This window comes from Devosia sp. Root413D1 (assembly GCF_001425235.1).
Classification (GTDB): Bacteria; Pseudomonadota; Alphaproteobacteria; order Rhizobiales; family Devosiaceae; genus Devosia_A.
Map to the genome: position 1 here is coordinate 570,039 of NZ_LMEA01000008.1, position 14,430 is coordinate 584,468.

At 66.1% G+C, this 14,430-nt stretch carries 14 protein-coding genes; 13 read left to right on the plus strand and 1 reads right to left on the minus strand.

Annotation, left to right across the window (positions count from 1 at the left end; translation table 11 throughout):
- The first annotated feature begins 151 nt into the window (after positions 1-151).
- The 4 genes from ASC89_RS11265 (at position 152) to ASC89_RS11280 (ending at position 3,352) form a co-directional block, all read left to right on the plus strand.
- Positions 152-868 carry a GNAT family N-acetyltransferase gene (locus ASC89_RS11265; protein ID WP_156384578.1) on the plus strand — a complete coding sequence of 239 codons (717 nt, stop codon included), beginning with the start codon at positions 152-154 and terminating at the stop codon, positions 866-868.
- Entirely contained in the window at positions 865-2,004 is a 1,140-nt protein-coding gene (locus tag ASC89_RS11270) for a hypothetical protein (protein ID WP_055997709.1), read from the plus strand. Before ASC89_RS11265 ends, ASC89_RS11270 begins: the two co-directional genes overlap by 4 nt.
- A gap of 312 nt (positions 2,005-2,316) precedes the next feature.
- Positions 2,317-2,889, plus strand: a complete 573-nt coding sequence (locus ASC89_RS11275; protein WP_156384579.1) for a flavin reductase family protein — start codon at positions 2,317-2,319, stop codon at positions 2,887-2,889.
- Positions 2,890-2,932: 43 nt separating this feature from the next.
- Entirely contained in the window at positions 2,933-3,352 is a 420-nt protein-coding gene (locus ASC89_RS11280; protein WP_055997712.1) for a TIGR01244 family sulfur transferase, read from the plus strand.
- 136 nt (positions 3,353-3,488) lie between these two features.
- On the opposite strand, the gene ASC89_RS11285 is transcribed toward ASC89_RS11280, so the two are convergent.
- Positions 3,489-4,595 carry an FAD-binding oxidoreductase gene (locus ASC89_RS11285; RefSeq protein ID WP_055997715.1) on the minus strand — a complete coding sequence of 369 codons (1,107 nt, stop codon included), beginning with the start codon at positions 4,593-4,595 and terminating at the stop codon, positions 3,489-3,491.
- A gap of 181 nt (positions 4,596-4,776) precedes the next feature.
- Between ASC89_RS11285 and ASC89_RS11290 the strand changes: the two genes are divergently transcribed.
- The 9 genes from ASC89_RS11290 to ASC89_RS11330 all read left to right on the plus strand — a co-directional run bounded on the left by ASC89_RS11290 (position 4,777) and on the right by ASC89_RS11330 (position 14,305).
- The gene (locus ASC89_RS11290; protein ID WP_248310532.1) at positions 4,777-5,133 is read left to right on the plus strand and encodes a DUF3088 domain-containing protein; all 357 of its coding nucleotides are present in this window, start codon (positions 4,777-4,779) and stop codon (positions 5,131-5,133) included.
- A gap of 10 nt (positions 5,134-5,143) precedes the next feature.
- On the plus strand, positions 5,144-6,145 hold the full coding sequence (locus tag ASC89_RS11295) for an MsnO8 family LLM class oxidoreductase (RefSeq protein ID WP_055879156.1): 1,002 nt from the start codon (positions 5,144-5,146) through the stop codon (positions 6,143-6,145).
- A 21-nt stretch (positions 6,146-6,166) separates the two neighbouring features.
- Positions 6,167-7,507: an LLM class flavin-dependent oxidoreductase gene (locus ASC89_RS11300; protein ID WP_055879154.1), complete on the plus strand. Its 1,341-nt coding sequence runs from the start codon at positions 6,167-6,169 to the stop codon at positions 7,505-7,507.
- On the plus strand, positions 7,504-8,661 hold the full coding sequence (locus ASC89_RS11305; protein ID WP_055879152.1) for a M20 aminoacylase family protein: 1,158 nt from the start codon (positions 7,504-7,506) through the stop codon (positions 8,659-8,661). Before ASC89_RS11300 ends, ASC89_RS11305 begins: the two co-directional genes overlap by 4 nt.
- Positions 8,658-9,227: a GNAT family N-acetyltransferase gene (locus ASC89_RS11310; protein ID WP_082528101.1), complete on the plus strand. Its 570-nt coding sequence runs from the start codon at positions 8,658-8,660 to the stop codon at positions 9,225-9,227. The genes ASC89_RS11305 and ASC89_RS11310 overlap by 4 nt, the downstream gene beginning before the upstream one ends.
- A 148-nt stretch (positions 9,228-9,375) precedes the next feature.
- Positions 9,376-11,154: an amino acid ABC transporter permease/ATP-binding protein gene (locus ASC89_RS29110; protein ID WP_082533302.1), complete on the plus strand. Its 1,779-nt coding sequence runs from the start codon at positions 9,376-9,378 to the stop codon at positions 11,152-11,154.
- 18 nt (positions 11,155-11,172) lie between these two features.
- Complete coding sequence (locus ASC89_RS11320; RefSeq protein ID WP_055997718.1) at positions 11,173-12,102, plus strand: ABC transporter substrate-binding protein; 930 nt, start codon at positions 11,173-11,175, stop codon at positions 12,100-12,102.
- Between the two features lie 170 nt (positions 12,103-12,272).
- The gene (locus tag ASC89_RS11325; protein ID WP_055879146.1) at positions 12,273-13,208 is read left to right on the plus strand and encodes an ABC transporter substrate-binding protein; all 936 of its coding nucleotides are present in this window, start codon (positions 12,273-12,275) and stop codon (positions 13,206-13,208) included.
- A 119-nt stretch (positions 13,209-13,327) separates the two neighbouring features.
- On the plus strand, positions 13,328-14,305 hold the full coding sequence (locus ASC89_RS11330) for an LLM class flavin-dependent oxidoreductase (RefSeq protein WP_055997721.1): 978 nt from the start codon (positions 13,328-13,330) through the stop codon (positions 14,303-14,305).
- Positions 14,306-14,430: the final 125 nt, after the last annotated feature.

A 14,430-nucleotide genomic window follows, 5' to 3' on the forward strand; every position in this document is an offset into this window, starting at 1 on the left:
TGCCACCCAAGACGAACGCTAGCACGTCTGCTCGTCTAGGTGGAGATATGCAGAATTCATTGGCCGTTAGATTGGGGGATGTGCCACATCAACTGGAGTGTGTCTGTTCAAACGACAAAGATTTGCAGTATCTGTGGAGGGGGTGGCAAGGTTGGCTGACGGATTGGTGCTTCATCCACTCGATAATCATCTCTGGAACGCCCTGAACGGGGCGTGGGCAGGCTACAGCCGGGCGGTCGGTCGCATCCGACTGCTGTCGCCCGACATCGCCCGTGTCGTGGCCCTCGAAGCGGTTTCGCCGGCCAACCTGTCGACGCTCGCCTGGGCGATGGCTGTTGGGGAGGAAATCCTCGTCATCGCCCCCCAGGTGCTTCAATCCACCGCCGAGCTCGAGGTGCAGTCGGTCAAGCCGGTCCTGCAGATGGTTGCGGATGGGCCAAGCCCGGCTGCACCTGACATCGCGACAGTCAGGCTGAGTGTGGCCGATTTTCCGCAGATGCTGGCATTGGTGGATGTGGCGCGCCCGGGGCCGCTTGGCCCACGTGCCCTGGAGCTGGGTAATTTCCGCGGTATCTTCGATGGCGCCAAGCTGGTGGCGCTGGCGGGTGAACGGCTGCGCTTCGACCGCTACACCGAAGTCGCCACCGTCTGCACCCACCCCGACTATCGGGGCAGGGGCTACGCCAGGGCGGTCGTCTCGGCCGTGATGCAGGAAATCGTCGATGCTGGCCGAACGCCGTTCCTCGGCGTCGATGATGGCAACATCGCTGCGATCCGGCTCTACGAGGCACTTGGGTTCACGCATCGCAGCACCTTCTACCTGAGTCTCGTGAAGCGCACCGGCGAGGCCGGGCAAGCTGACCGATGAAGGAGCAACTGGCGCGGATCTTCGCCGCCATCCCGCCTGCCGAGTTGGCCCAGGTTGCCTCCCGTGTGCTTGGCGTTGCCACGTCCGAGGTGCAATCGGTAGCCTTCACCGAGATCGAAACATCGCATGCCGATCCTCGAACCATCGGCATTGTCCGGGTCTCGGGCCTTGCGTCGGCGGCCGGCGCCGCGAGCCCCTGGTCCTCGGTGACCAAGCTGATCGACCTGTCGGTGCCCAATGTTCTCGGCACGCCGGTCGACCCGCGCAACGAGGTGCTGGTCTACGAGAGGCGATATTTCGTCGGCGGTGGTGGTGGTCTGAGGCCAGCCAAGTGTTTTCACATCTCGCGGCCCAACGACACTCTGACCATCCTGTGGCTCGAGGATCTGACCGAGGCGGAGGCGCCGCCATTCTCGGCCGAGCAACTGGGCGCCATGGCGTACGACCTTGGGTTATGGAATGCCGGGGCGGCAGCCGAAGCCCCGCTATTCGAGTTTCCGACCGGAGGCGATTTCCAGGTGAAAAGCGCCGAGGGCTTCGATTTCGCGACGCGCGCCGCCGACCTCCTGGCGCTGCGGGACGAGCCGATGGTCCGCGCCATGTGCGCGCACCAGCCGGTGGAGACCGTGGTGGCCTATGTGGCGGCCTGTCTCGATCTGGTTGAGCGGTCGAAGAGCTTGCCGCATGCCTTGGGATTGGCCGATTGCCCGATCAGCAACTTCTTTCACCGGCCGGGCGAAACCATCGCCATCGACTGGGCCGGCCTCGGCAACGAGCCGCTGGGTGCCGATGGTGGCCGCTTCATTGGATCGGCGCTGAGCTGGGGCAGGCGCTTCGTCGAGGTGGCGAGGCGCGAGCGGGACCTGTTCGGGCGCTACCTGGCGGGCCTCAGGGCGGGCGGCGCCACAGCCGCTACCGCGACCCTGCGGAGCGGCTACCTCAGCGAATTGGGGTTCTACCTTGCCTCGATGACGACCCTTCCCACCACCCTGGCGCGGCCGAAAGCCGGCCTGTCGCTCGCCTATTTCGAGAAGCGCCTCGATATGCCGATCGGCGATTTCGGTGCCGCCGCGGCAGACCTGGTGCAACTGCTGCCCTCCTACACTGCGGAAATGCGGGCGCTGCAGGGGCAGTAGGGTAGCGTTCGATCGGACCGCTGACTCGAGCTGTGGGCCAACACATTTAGTCCACTAAAATTATGGACTAAATTCAAAAATAGCATGGCGTTCTCAATCGGGCCGGCTCTCGCGGCACAATTTGTAAGGGGCTGCCGAGATTAGCAACGGCTGCTCTCGCGCCGGTGCGGCCTGTCGTGGTGCAATTTGCTCCATGTCGAACGTCACGCCCCAGCGCCGCCGAAGCCTCCCACAGCTCCTGTGGTCGCTCAGCGTTCGTGGCGTCCGCTCAGCCGCGCCTCGTCGCTATGTCCTGACCCACGGAGTTGCGTGATGACTTTGCTCGATCCCAATGTGGCCGCCGCGGCCCCGCAGGATGCATTGACCCAGGATGCATTTGCCGACGCAGCTGCATTCAAGCGCGCGATGCGTCACCTGGCGGGGGCGGTGAGCGTCATCACCACCGGGCGTGGCGAGCAGCGCACCGGCTTCACCGCGACGTCGGTCTCATCGTTCTCCATGGATCCGCCGGCGATGATCGTCTGTCTCAACCGTTCGTCTTCGTCCTGGCCGGTGGTTCGGGAGCATCAGAGCTTCTGCATCAACCTATTGGCACATGACCAACTGCACGTCGCCGACCGCTTCAGCGGTCGCGGCGGCGCCACGGGCGTTGCGCGTTACGAGGGTGCGGCCTGGCAGGAACTGGCCACCGGCGCGCTGGGCCTGTCCGACGCCCTGACGGTGATCGACTGCGAGCTCGACGAAGCGATCGAGCGCCACTCACACGCCATCCTGATCGGCCGGGTCCGCGCCATCCGCACCCGCGAGACGGCGGAGCCGCTGCTCTATTGGCACGGCGCCTATCGCCATATCTCGAATCTGGACCGCGTACTGACCTCGGCCTGAGGCCGGGGGCAGGGCAGTCACCACGCAACGCGGGAGCTGAAAGTTGGACATCAAGCATATCGACGAGCGGGTCAGCGTCTCGCCGCAGATCGGCATCGACGACGTGGCACGGCTGAAGGCAGCCGGGTTCGTCGCCATCATCAACAATCGCCCGGATGGCGAGGATGCCACCCAGCCGCCAGGCGCGGTTATCGCTGAGGCGGCGGCAGCCGCCGGTCTCCGCTACTTCGCCATTCCGCTGGGTCGTGACGGCGTCCGTGACGAGCTGATCGAGGCGACCCGCCAGGCGCTCGACAGCGTCGAAGGGCCAGTTCTCGCCTATTGCCGCTCCGGCACCCGCTCGACCACACTATGGGCGCTCAGCCAGGCCGGCCGCGAGGCGACCGAAGACCTCATCGGCAAGGCCGCGGGCGCCGGCTACGACATCTTGCACCTGCGCGGTCATCTCGACGCCGGAGTGTAGCTCTAGCGCCGCCCTGACCACGGGATCAGCAGTTTCTCCGCCAGGAGCCGAACTGCTGTTGCTGGGTGAGGGGACACGTCGACCGGCCGCTCCTTCCACCTGAGCGGCCGGCTTCGGTAGCGGGGTCGGAAAACCTCTATCCCTTCCCCGCCGCCCAGGCAGTCACCTCAGTCGCATCCCGCTTCCCGGTGATCGCATCGGCCAGCCCCGACGCAATCACCGGACCCAGCTTGAAGCCGTGCCCGGAGCACGCGCTAAGCAGCCAGCTCCTCGCCCCGATCGGCTCGACCACGAAGCGCTCATCGTCGGTGACGGTGTAGTAGCAGACCTTGGCCTCGAGCAGCTCGTAGCGCTCGAACCCTTCAAAGATCTCGCTTGCTGCCGTCTTCACCGCCGCCACGTCCTCCGGTGTCGCGATGCGATTGTCCGAGCCGTCGCCGCGGCGGGTGAACACGTGATCGCCGATCTTCAGCCGGGTGCCGCCGCGCGGTGGCAGGATGTAGCCGCCATGGGTGACGCCCTGGTCGACCAGCACCGGCGCCGCGGCCCAGGCCGTTGCCAGTTCGACCGGCGGCTGCAGGTAGAGCATCACCTGGCGCGAGGGGGTAAGGCGGGGCCGCGCCGCGGGATAGATGGCGGGCAGCCAGGCGCCGGCGGCGATGACGACCACGTCGGCAGAGCGACGCTCGCCGTTCACCGTGAAGCTGCCGGCTTCGGTGTCGACCTCGCTCACCCGGCTATGCGGATGCAGCGCCACGCCGGCCTCGGCCAGCCACCTGGCCAGATCAGTGACGATGCGGCTGGCGAACAGCATGCCGGCGCCCTCAGCTTCGAACGCCTCGGCGATACCCTCCTGGCGCAGCATCGGCAGCCGCGTCGCGATTTCCGCCTTCGACACCGGTCGGTGGGCGATGCCCATGGCGTCGAGTTCACCAGCTGTTGCCTCGTACCAGTCCGAAGCGCGGCGGGCGACATACAGCAGGTTGGTCGGCAGGTAATGCGTCGCGCCGAGATCGCGCCACAGCTCCTCATAGGCCCGGAACGCCAGCGGCATCAGGGCGCCATAACCGCTCAGCCCGCCATAGGTGTGCCGGGTGATCCGGTGCTCGTCGAACGACGAACTGATCGGGTTAGGGATCGCTCCCTGTTCGTAAAGCGACACCCGGGCACCCCGCTTGTGCAGCGCCCAGGCCAGCGACAAGCCGCCGATTCCGGCGCCGATGATTGCGATGTGCTGCTGCATCTCTTTGTCCCGTGTTCCTGCTCTCAAGGAGAGGGAAAGCCGTTCGGCGCGTCCACTGCCGCCAAGGACATAGTTTTTCCCGCCATGTGCCCAGAAGGCAAAGTTCTATGCCTCCAGCGCCTCGCTTTGGCGAGCATGTATCTTTATTGTCCATAGAATTAATAGACTAATGGAGATCATCGTGCCGGCACGCGACAAGGCCACGCTCTACCTGCTCGAGCCCAGCTTCGAGGACGCTGCCTTTCCCGGACAGAAATTCTTCTGCCGGCACGGCGCCCTGGTCGAAGGCGTGCTCGGCCACCATCCTGAGGTGCGCGACAAGCTCAAGGTCGAGCGCATCGCTTTCTCGCGCCCGCGCCAGGCGGTGATCGCGGCGATCGGCGAAGCCAACCAGGCGCTGCCGGTGCTGGTGCTGCCGGCCGGTGAGACCAGCCCATCCGCCACCGGCATCGCTAATGGCCATGCCTTCGCCGCTGGCGCCAGCGCCATCCTCGCGACGCTCGCCGAGCGCCACGGCATCCCCCTCATCCATCCGTGAGGCCCCGGCCATGAGCTACACGCTGAGCCTGCTCGATAAGAGCCCCATCGCCAAAGGCGAGACCGCCCACGACGCGCTGAAGCGCACGCTGGCTTTGGCGCAGGCCGCCGAGCGGCTGGGCTTTCACCGCTTCTGGGTCGCCGAACACCACGACACCGCCGACCTCGCCAGCTCGGCGCCGGAACTGGTGATCGCCTGGCTGCTGGCGGGCACGCGGCGCATCCGCATCGGCTCGGGCGGCGTCATGCTGCAGCACTACAGCCCCTACAAGGTGGCGGAGAGCTTCAACACGCTCGCTTCGATCGCTCCGGGCCGTGTCGACCTCGGCGTCGGCAAGGCCCCTGGCGGCCTGCCATTCTCCACCAAGGCGTTGCAGAGCGAACGGGAGGCGGGCAGGAAGCTCGATTTCAACGGCCTCCTCACCGACCTCACCACCTTTCTCGACGGCACACAGGGCCCTGATCGCGCCAAGGCGACGCCGTCACCGGTAACCGCACCCGAACGCTTCCTGCTCGGCGCCAGCGTCGACAGCGCCGAACTGGCGGCGGGGCAGGGCTGGGGTTTCGTTTTTGCCCGCCACCTCAACGGCGACGGAGCGCTGCTGGCCGCGACGGTCGAACGTTACCGCCAGCTTACCGGCCGTTCGCCGGTCGTTGCGGTCGCGGCGATCCTGTCGCGCGATGGCAGCGAGGCCAAGGCGCAGGGCGACCGGTTCCGGCCGCTGAAACTCCACATTGCCGGGCGGCAAAGCGTCACCATCGGCAGCGAAGAGCAGGCCCGGGAGTTTGCTCGCCAGGCCGGCGTCAGCGACTACCGCACCGAACCCGCAACCCCGAGCGTCGTCACCGGCTCGCCGCGCGACCTGCTCGACGAACTCGACCGGCTGAGCGGCACGCTCGGCGTCGGCGAGTTCATCGTCGATCTGTTCAACCAGGGCGACAGCCGCCTCGAAGCGGTCGAGCTGCTGGCCGCGGCGCACGCCGCCGCCGGCCGTGTCGCCATCCCCGCCTGACCCCCTAACGGAGCCCTTAAGATGAGCAAGCGCATCCCATTCGGCATCATGCTGCAGGGCCCGGGCGGCCACATGAACGCCTGGAAACACCCGAGCGTCCCGGCCGATGCCAGCGTCAATTTCGACTATTACGTGCGGACCGCCAAGCAGGCCGAAGCCGCCGGCATCGCCTTCGCCTTCATCGCCGACGGGCTCTACATCAACGAAGTGTCGATCCCGCATTTCCTCAACCGCTTCGAGCCGATCGCCATTCTCTCGGCGCTTGCCGCCGTCACCGACAAGATCGGCCTCGTCGGCACTCTTTCCACCTCCTACTCGGATCCCTTCACCGTGGCCCGGCAGTTCGGTTCGGTCGATGCCATCAGCAAGGGGCGTGGCGGCTGGAACGCCGTGACCTCGCCGCTCGAGGGCTCGGCCAAGAACTACAGCCGTGAAAAACACCCCGAGCATGCGCTGCGTTATCAGATCGCCGGCGAGCATATCGACGTGGTGAAAGGCCTGTGGGACAGCTGGGACGACGATGCGTTCGTCCGCAACCGCGAGACCGGCCAGTATGCCGATTTCTCGAAGCTGCATCGGGTCAACTACAAGGGCCAATTCCACTGCGTCGAAGGCCCGCTCAACCTCGAGCGCTCGCCGCAGGGGCAGCCGGTGCTGTTCCAGGCCGGCGGCTCCGACGACGGCATCGCGCTCGCCGGTCGTCACGCCGACGCGGTGTTCGCCAACGGCGCCTCGATCCCCGAGAATCAGGAGTTGACCAGTAAGCTCAAGGCCAGTGCCGTGGCGCATGGCCGGCGCTCCGACGACATCAAGGTGTTCCCCGGCATTTCGCCGATCGTCGGCTCGACCGCCGAGGAGGCGGAGCGCAAGTATCGCGAGATCCGCGACCTGGTCAGCGTCACCGAGGCGCTGCGCTATATCGGCCGCTTCTTCGACCACCACGATTTCACCCAATACGACCTCGATGCGCCATTCCCTGAGCTGGGCGACTTGGGCAAGAACCAGTTCCGCTCCGGCACCGACCGCATCAAGCGTATCGCCAAGGAGAAAAACCAGACGCTGCGCGAAGTGGCGCTCGAAAACACCACGCCGCGCAATGACTTCATCGGCACGCCCGATGTGGTCGCCGACAAGCTGATCGAGTGGGTGGAGCAGGGGGCAGCCGATGGTTTCGTGCTCGGCTTCCAGGTCATCACCCAGGGTCTCAACGACTTTGAGGCAGAGGTGCTGCCGATCCTCGAAAAACGCGGCTACCACTCGCGTGAACTGATCGGCACCACCCTGCGCGAGCATCTCGAACTGCCGCGCCCGGTGAACCGCTTCGCCGACGAGGCGGCGGCCAAGGCCGGGGCAGCGGAATGAGCATTGATGTCGCGGAGTTCGTGGCGCTCCGGCACCGGCTCCACTCCGAGCCGGAGCTGGCCTACGAGGAGAAAAACACCAGCGCGCTGGTGGCCGAGCTCCTCACGGGCTGGGGCTACGAGGTCGCGACCGGTATCGGCGGCACCGGCGTCGTCGGAACGCTCAGGCGCGGGCCGGGCGCGCGGACCATCGGCATCCGTGCCGACATGGATGCGCTGCCGATCACCGAGACGACGGGTGTCCCCTATGCCAGCAAGACGCCTGGGGTGATGCATGCCTGCGGGCATGACGGACACACTGCGATCCTCCTCGCGGCGGCCAAAGACATCGCCGCAACGCGTAACTTTTCCGGTACCGTTCGGCTGATCTTCCAGCCCGCCGAGGAGAATGGCGGCGGCGCCCGCAAGATGATCGAGGATCGGCTGTTCGAGCGCTTCCCGGTCGATGCGGTGTTCGGGCTGCACAACTGGCCGGGGGTTCCGGCCGGCGAGTTCCGCTTCATCGACGGCCCGGCGATGGCCTCGGTCGACATGGTCGTCGTCACCATCACCGGCAAGGGTGGGCATGGTGCCCGGCCGCACGAAGCGGTGGATCCGATCGTCACCGCTGCCTCGCTGATCATGGCGTTGCAGACTATCGTCTCGCGCAACATCGATCCGCTCGAGGCGGCGGTGGTCACCGTGGGCGCCATCCACGGCGGCAACGTGCCAAACGTCATCCCTGAGAGCGTCGAGCTGCTGCTCACCGTCCGCGCTTTCTCCGCGTCGGTACGCGAGAGTATCAAGCAGCGGATCGCCGCGCTCGCCGAGGCCCATGCCCAGAGCTTCGGTGCGAGTGCCAAGGTTTCGGCGCCGCGCGGCTATCCTGTGCTGGTCAACCACGCCGCCGAGAACGCCTTCGCGCGGGGCGTGGCGCAGCGGCAGCTGGGGGAGGGGAGTGTCGGTACGCTCCCGCCGATCACCGCCAGCGAGGACTTTGCCTTCATGCTGGAACAGCGCCCTGGCGCCTACCTGTTCGTCGGCAATGGCCCGAGCGCCGATCTCCACAGCCCCAACTACGACTTCAACGACGAGATCCTCGGCATAGCTGCCCGCTACTGGGTGGCGCTGGTCGAGGATTACCTCAGGGCCAACGAGGAGGCGGCAGCGGCATGAGCGACTATTTCTACTACACCACCCCTGACCACCCGCTGGCCGAACCGCTCGTCAACCAGCTGACCGCGGAGTACGACCGGCGCTACGGCGCCTATTTCGGCGAGACGGCCGACAAGGAAATGAATCGCTACCCGGCAGCGCTGTTCGCGCCGCCCGATGGCAATTTCCTCTTACTGCTGCGCGACGGTTTTCCGATCGCTGGCGGCGCCTTCAAGCGCTTCGATGGTGAAACCGCCGAGCTCAAGCGCATCTGGACCGATGAGAACCATCGCCGCCAGGGTTTGGCCCGACGGGTGGTGGCCGAGCTCGAGCAGCAGGCGTTCCGGCAGGGCTTTTCGCGCCTCTACCTCACCACCGGCTTCCGCCAGCCGGAGGCGCGCGACCTCTACCTCAATGCGGGCTACACCCCGCTGTTCGATGTGGATGCCGATCCCGAGATCTACGGCGCGCTGCCATTCGAGAAATTTCTCGTCAACCCGCCGCCCGGCTATGTCCCGACGTTGGTGACCCCGCCCGAGGGCGGCTGGAAGGCGGCGCGCGAGCGCCAACTCGCCGAGCACAGATAGCCACGGCACCGCATTTTCGCAGGCAAACGAACTCTCCGGCGACCCAACAACAGACGCCGATGCTTTGACCCCGCGACGTTAAAGTCTATCATTTTGATAGACTAATAATGACGGGCCCAAGCCCCAGGAACAACGAAGGCACCTCTGAATGGCTACGACCGATGCAAGTTCTGCGAGTGTCGAACTCGACCTGGCGCGCTCCTCCGCCGATCCGGGCGGTTATCGCGTCGTGCCGGCCAAGCACCCATGGCGGATCGCCGGCACGGTGGTGGCGGGGCTGCTGATCCTCGTCACGCTCCACTCGGTGCTCACCAACGAGCGCTGGGGCTGGACGGTGTTCGCCCAGTACTTCTTCGATGGGGCGGTGCTGATCGGCCTCGGCCGCACTCTGTGGCTGACGCTGCTGGCCAGCGTGCTCGGCTTCTTCCTCGGCGGCCTGCTGGCGTTCGCCCGGGTGTCGAAGTCGAAGCTGCTTTCCGGCCTCTCCTGGGCCTATATCTGGCTGCTGCGCTCGATCCCGCTGATCGTCCTGCTGCTGGTGCTCAACAATATCGGCTACCTCTACCCGACCGTCGATATCGGTATCCCGTTCACCGATATCCTGTTCGCCCAGTACGGCACCACCTCGGTGCTCAGCGTCTTCGCCGTGGCGGTGATCGGCCTCAGCCTCAACCAGGCGGCCTTCTCGGCCGAGATCATCCGGGGCGGCATCCTGTCGATCGACCAGGGCCAGCAGGAGGCCGCAGCCGCACTTGGCCTCTCCTGGCGCCACCAGTCGCTGCGCATCGTCCTGCCGCAGGCCATGCGCGCCATCATCCCCTCGGGCTTCAACGAGATCATCGGCCTCGCCAAGGCCACCTCCATTGTCTACGTGCTGGCGCTGCCCGAGCTCTTCTACACCGTCCAGGTCATCTACAAGCGGAACCTCGAGGTCATCCCGCTGCTGATGGTGGCAACGGTCTGGTACCTGATCATCATGAGCGTGTTGTCGCTCGTGCAGTTCGGCATCGAGCGCTATTTCGCCAAGGGCGCCACTCGCGAGGTGCAGGCGCCGCTGCTCGGCCGCTTCCTCGGTCCCAACCGCACCGCCCGGACCATCGCCGCCGTCCGTGCCGCGCCGCAAGCCCAGCGCGCGCCGCTCGCCGCCTTCGATCGGCACAGTCACGATGTCGGCCGCATCGACATCCGCCGCATCACCAAGAGCTTTGGCGACTTCAAGGCGCTCGACAATGTGAGCCTCACGGTCGAGCCCGGCGAAGTGACCGTGATCATCGGCCCCTCGGGCGCCGGCAAATCGACGCTGCTGCGTACCATCAACCACCTCGAGCGGCCGGATGCCGGGTTCGTCTCGATCGATGGCGAGATCATCGCCTACGAGCAGCGCGGCAACGTGCTCTACGAACTCAAGGATCGCGCCATCCGAGAGCGCCGCGCCGGCATCGGCATGGTGTTCCAGAACTTCAACCTGTTCCCGCATCTGACGGCGGTGGAGAACCTGATCGAAGCCCCCATCGCGGTGCAGAAGCTCGAGCACGGCAAGGCCGTCGGCCAGGCGCTCGACCTGCTCGATCGCGTCGGTCTCTCCGACAAAGCCGAGGCCTATCCGCGGCATCTCTCCGGCGGCCAGCAGCAGCGCGTCGCCATTGCCCGCGCCCTGGCGCTGAAGCCCAAGGTCTTGCTGTTCGACGAGCCAACTTCGGCGCTCGACCCCGAGCTGGTGGGCGAAGTGCTCGACACCATCAAGGAGCTGGCGAAATCGGGGACCACGATGGTCATCGTCACCCACGAGATCGGCTTCGCCCGAGAGGTCGCCGACAAGATCGTCTTCATGGAAAATGGTCGCATCGTCGAAGCCGGCGCGCCCGAGCGCCTCTTCAACTCTCCCTCACACCACCGGACGGCCGAGTTCCTGGCCAAGGTCCTCTGACACACAAGGTCTCCTGAAATGCGCCTTCTTTCTCTCATGCTCGCCGGTGGCCTCGCCGCCGCCGGCCTCGGCGGAGCCTACGCTGCCGAAGATATCTTCGATCTCAGCCCCGAGCAGCCCAGCCGCATCCATGTCGAGGCCGATCCGGCGCTGGCCGCAAAGCTCCCCGCCGACTTCAAGTGGGTGGTGCCGGGCAGCTTCACCGTGGCGGTTGCCGCCGCCGGCGAGCCGCCGCTCGGCACCTACGCCACCGACGCTGCGACCGTGGTCGGCGCCGACCCTGATATCGCCTGGCTGGTTGCCGACAAGCTGGGGCTGAAGCTCAACCTCGTGCCGGTGGCCTGGGCCGATTGGCCGCTCGGCCTCACCTCGGGCAAGTATGACGCGGTGATCAGTAATGTCGGCGTTACCGAAGAGCGGAAGCTGAAGTTCGACTTTTCGACTTACCGGCAGGGCCTGCACGGCTTCTTCGTTGTCACCGACAGCCCGATCACCTCGCTGAAGCAACCCAGGGACGTTGCCGGCCTCAAGATCGCGACCAGCTCGGGCACCATCCAGGATCGCATCATCAACGAGTGGAACAAGGAGAACGTCGCCGCCGGCCTCCTGGCGAGCGACATCCTCTACTACGAGGACACCCCGGCGGCGCTGCTCGCCATCCAGTCCGGGCGCGTCGATGCCATCTTCAACGTCAATTCGATCTTCACCTACCAGGGCCTGAAGACCGGGGCGATCCACCAGGTCGGCACCGTCAATGCCGGCTGGCCCAACACCACCGAGGTCGGCATCACCACCCGCAAGGACAGCGGTCTCGCTCCGGTGCTGACCGAGGCGCTGAACGCGGTGATCGCAGACGGCAGCTATCTGAAGACGCTGGAGCGCTGGAAGCTGGCGCCTGAGGCGGTGGAGACCGCAAAGACCAACCCGCCGGGCCTGCCTAAGTACTGAGCTCAGGGCATTTCGCCGTTTCGCTTGAAACGGTGAAATGTCCCCAAAGCTTCTACCAGACACGCCGGCGACAGTGCGAAGCGCCGGACGCATAGCGTCGCATTACCGGGGACACCGGGATGTGCGCCCAGCCTCTTCGCGCCCAATTGGACCCAAGAAAGGCGTCAAAAATGACCCTCATTCGCACGGCAGCCGCAGGCATTCTCGCCGCCGGCCTGCTGTTCTCCGCCACTTCAGGGGCTTTCGCCCAGGGCGGCTTCGACCTCACTCCCGAGCAGACGGCTCGCCCCAAAGCCGAAGCCAATCCGGACGCGATCGCCAAGATCTCACCCGACTTCAAGCCGGTGAAGCCGGGCGCCCTTACTGTGGCGCTGACTGTCGGCGATCCGCCGCTCTCGACGTACGCCACCGACTCCTCGACGCCGGTTGGCGTCGAGGAAGATACGGCCTCGATCATTGCCGACGCGCTGGGCCTCGAACTCGTCCTGGTGCCGGTGGCCTGGCCCGATTGGCCGCTGGGCCTCGAATCCGGCAAGTTTGACGCGGTGATTTCCAACGTCACCGTCACCGAGGCGCGCAAGGAGAAGTTCGACTTCTCGTCCTATCGCCTCGACGTCCTCGGCTTCTACGTGCCGAACGAGAGCAAGATCACCGAGATCAAGGAACCCAAGGACATTGCGGGCCTCAAGGTGATCGTCGGGGCTGGCACCAACCAGGAAAAGATCGTCGTCGAGTGGGACAAGCAGAACGTTGCCGCCGGCCTGCCGGCCGCCGAGTTCCAGTATTATGACGATACCGCCGCGGCGCAGCTGGCGCTGCAGTCCGGCCGCGCCGACGTCGAGTTCAACCCCAACGCCCAGCTCGCCTACCGCGCCGTGGTGAGCGGCAACACCCGGCTCGTCGGCATCGTCAACGGCGGCTGGCCGCTGACCGCCGAGATCGCTGTCGCCACCAGGAAGGGCGCCGGCCTCGCCGATGCGCTCACCGCCGCCATCAACGGGCTGATCGCCGACGGCAAGTACATCGAGGCGCTGAAGCGCTGGGGCCTCGACGCCGAGAAACTCGGCGAATCGCGCACCAACCCGCCGGGCCTGCCCAAGACCTGATCACTAACAAGACCTGACCAGACCTGAGCCCCAGATCGTCCCACCCCTTCCTCGGGACGTAACCGGCGCCGCGTGTCGCCTCTCTCCTTGGCACGCGGCGCTTCAACGCGAACACTCCCATGACCATCAGCAAGCTCAGCTTTCTTATCCCCGGCAACTACGCGGAGAACGATCCGCATACCGGCCTCGAGGCGACGCTTCGGATCATCGAGCTGGGTGAGGCGCTGGGCTATCACGGCGCCTGGGTGCGTCAGCGGCACCTCGAACACGGCATTTCGTCGGCAGCGGTGTTCCTCGCCGCGGCCAGCCAGCGCACGCGCCGGATCGAGCTCGGCAGCGCAGTGATCCAGATCGGCTACGAGAGCCCGTTCCGCCTCGCCGAGGACCTCGCGATGGCGGAGGCGCTATCCGCCGGGCGGCTGAATGTCGGGCTCAGCGCCGGCCCGCCACAGCACCTCGACCTGCTCGGCCCGCTGGTGTTCGACGGCGACTACCGCTCGTTCGATTTCTCGCACCGGCGCATCGCGCGGCTGGTCGAGCTGCTGCGCGCAGAGCCGTTGGGCGAGCCGATCGCCATCCCCGGCGGCAAGGCGGTGCCGCGGGTGCAACCGGGCGTGCCCGGCCTCCTCGACCGACTATGGTATGGCGGCGGTTCGCTGAAATCGGCCGAATGGGCGGGTGCGAACGGCTTCAACCTGCTGGTCGGCAACGTCACCTCGGGCGAAGGGACAGACGATTTCGTCACTGCGCAACTCAACCAGATCGCGGTCTATCGGGCCCAGGCTCGGGGTGCCTCCGGCCGCATCGCGCTGGGTCGGGTGATCGTGCCGCTCGACAGCGCCAGCCGGACCACGCGGGAGCGCTATCTCGCCTATGCCCAGTCCCGCCATGCCCGCACGCTGCAGCCCAATGGCGACAAGCGCACCCTGTTCGCACCCGACCTGGTCGGCACGCTGGCCGATATCGCCGAGCGACTCACCGCGGACGCCGCAGTGGCAGCGGCCGACGAGTTGCGCCTCGAGCTGCCCTATGAGTTCGACGAGGCCGACTACGCCCAGATCCTCACCGACGCCATCGGCTTGCTGACGAAGTCCTGAATAACCTGCCGAGGCGGGCGTCAGCGACTTGCCCCCCGGTCGAGCGACGCGCTTTTCGCCGACAGCAGTTGAGTACCGCAAAGCCACACGCTCACGTAACGCTCGCTTAACACACAATATCGGAA

Coding starts and splice junctions, on each gene's coding strand:
- ASC89_RS11270 (WP_055997709.1), top strand. CDS start 865: ATGAAGGAGCAACTGGCGCGGATCTTCGCCGCCATCCCGCCTGCCGAG.
- ASC89_RS11275 (WP_156384579.1), top strand. CDS start 2,317: ATGACTTTGCTCGATCCCAATGTGGCCGCCGCGGCCCCGCAGGATGCA.
- ASC89_RS11285 (WP_055997715.1), bottom strand. CDS start 4,595: ATGCAGCAGCACATCGCAATCATCGGCGCCGGAATCGGCGGCTTGTCG.
- ASC89_RS11295 (WP_055879156.1), top strand. CDS start 5,144: ATGAGCTACACGCTGAGCCTGCTCGATAAGAGCCCCATCGCCAAAGGC.
- ASC89_RS11300 (WP_055879154.1), top strand. CDS start 6,167: ATGAGCAAGCGCATCCCATTCGGCATCATGCTGCAGGGCCCGGGCGGC.
- ASC89_RS11305 (WP_055879152.1), top strand. CDS start 7,504: ATGAGCATTGATGTCGCGGAGTTCGTGGCGCTCCGGCACCGGCTCCAC.
- ASC89_RS11310 (WP_082528101.1), top strand. CDS start 8,658: ATGAGCGACTATTTCTACTACACCACCCCTGACCACCCGCTGGCCGAA.
- ASC89_RS29110 (WP_082533302.1), top strand. CDS start 9,376: ATGGCTACGACCGATGCAAGTTCTGCGAGTGTCGAACTCGACCTGGCG.
- ASC89_RS11320 (WP_055997718.1), top strand. CDS start 11,173: ATGCGCCTTCTTTCTCTCATGCTCGCCGGTGGCCTCGCCGCCGCCGGC.
- ASC89_RS11325 (WP_055879146.1), top strand. CDS start 12,273: ATGACCCTCATTCGCACGGCAGCCGCAGGCATTCTCGCCGCCGGCCTG.
- ASC89_RS11330 (WP_055997721.1), top strand. CDS start 13,328: ATGACCATCAGCAAGCTCAGCTTTCTTATCCCCGGCAACTACGCGGAG.